The 719-nt window shown below is 59.1% G+C and carries 1 protein-coding gene and 1 pseudogene; both read right to left on the bottom strand.

The window, feature by feature from the left end; translation table 11 throughout:
• A pseudogene (locus EOD15_RS35105) lies at positions 1–137 on the bottom strand (acyl-[acyl-carrier-protein]--UDP-N-acetylglucosamine O-acyltransferase); the annotation flags it as partial.
• A gap of 13 nt (positions 138–150) precedes the next feature.
• The gene (fabZ, locus tag EOD15_RS35100) at positions 151–618 is read right to left on the bottom strand and encodes a 3-hydroxyacyl-ACP dehydratase FabZ (RefSeq protein WP_127268627.1); all 468 of its coding nucleotides are present in this window, start codon (positions 616–618) and stop codon (positions 151–153) included.
• Positions 619–719: the final 101 nt, after the last annotated feature.

Below are 719 nucleotides of genomic sequence, written 5' to 3'. Positions count from 1 at the left end.
TGACTGACCAGTTCGACGTCGTCGCCGATCACCACATCGGCAGCGACATGGCAGAACGGCCCGATGCGCACACCTTGGCCGATTTGGGCGCCTTCCTCGACAATGGAGGAAGCATGAATGGATGTCTTGATTTTCATAAGCACTCGATCGTCAGTCGCTGGTGACCATCATGGCTGAAATCTCGGCCTCGGCCGCCTTGGCGCCGTCGACCATGGCTTCACAAGCGAATTTGAGCAGGTTGCCGCGTTTCTTGATTTTCTTGACATGGATCTTCAACTGGTCGCCGGGAACGACCGGTTTGCGGAATTTGGCGTTGTCGATGGTCAGGAAATAGACCAGCGACGGCTTTTCGGTACCCAGGCTGCGGATACAGATGGCGCCGGCCGTCTGCGCCATCGCCTCGACGATAAGCACACCCGGCATGACCGGCTGCTCAGGGAAATGGCCCTGAAAATGCGGCTCGTTTATGGTCACGTTCTTGATGCCGACGGCGGATTCGTCGCCATCGATGTCGACGATACGATCGATCATCAGGAACGGATAGCGGTGCGGCAGGAGCTTCATCAGCCCCATGATGTCGACCGCCTCCAGCGTCGTCGACGCGATCATGTCAGCCATTGCCTCCCTCGCCCTGTTTGCGGGTCCTGGCGAGCTTGCGCAGCATGGCTATCTCCCGCATGGCTTCCGCCATCGGCTGTGCCGGATAGCCGCCCCAGATC

Source organism: Mesorhizobium sp. M7A.T.Ca.US.000.02.2.1 (genome assembly GCF_003996995.1).
Taxonomy (GTDB): Bacteria; Pseudomonadota; Alphaproteobacteria; order Rhizobiales; family Rhizobiaceae; genus Mesorhizobium.
This window is presented reverse-complemented; position numbering and strand designations above follow the sequence as displayed.

What these genes read in the sequence shown, in the direction of transcription:
- fabZ (WP_127268627.1), bottom strand. Translation starts at nt 618, where the DNA reads ATGGCTGACATGATCGCGTCGACGACGCTGGAGGCGGTCGACATCATG.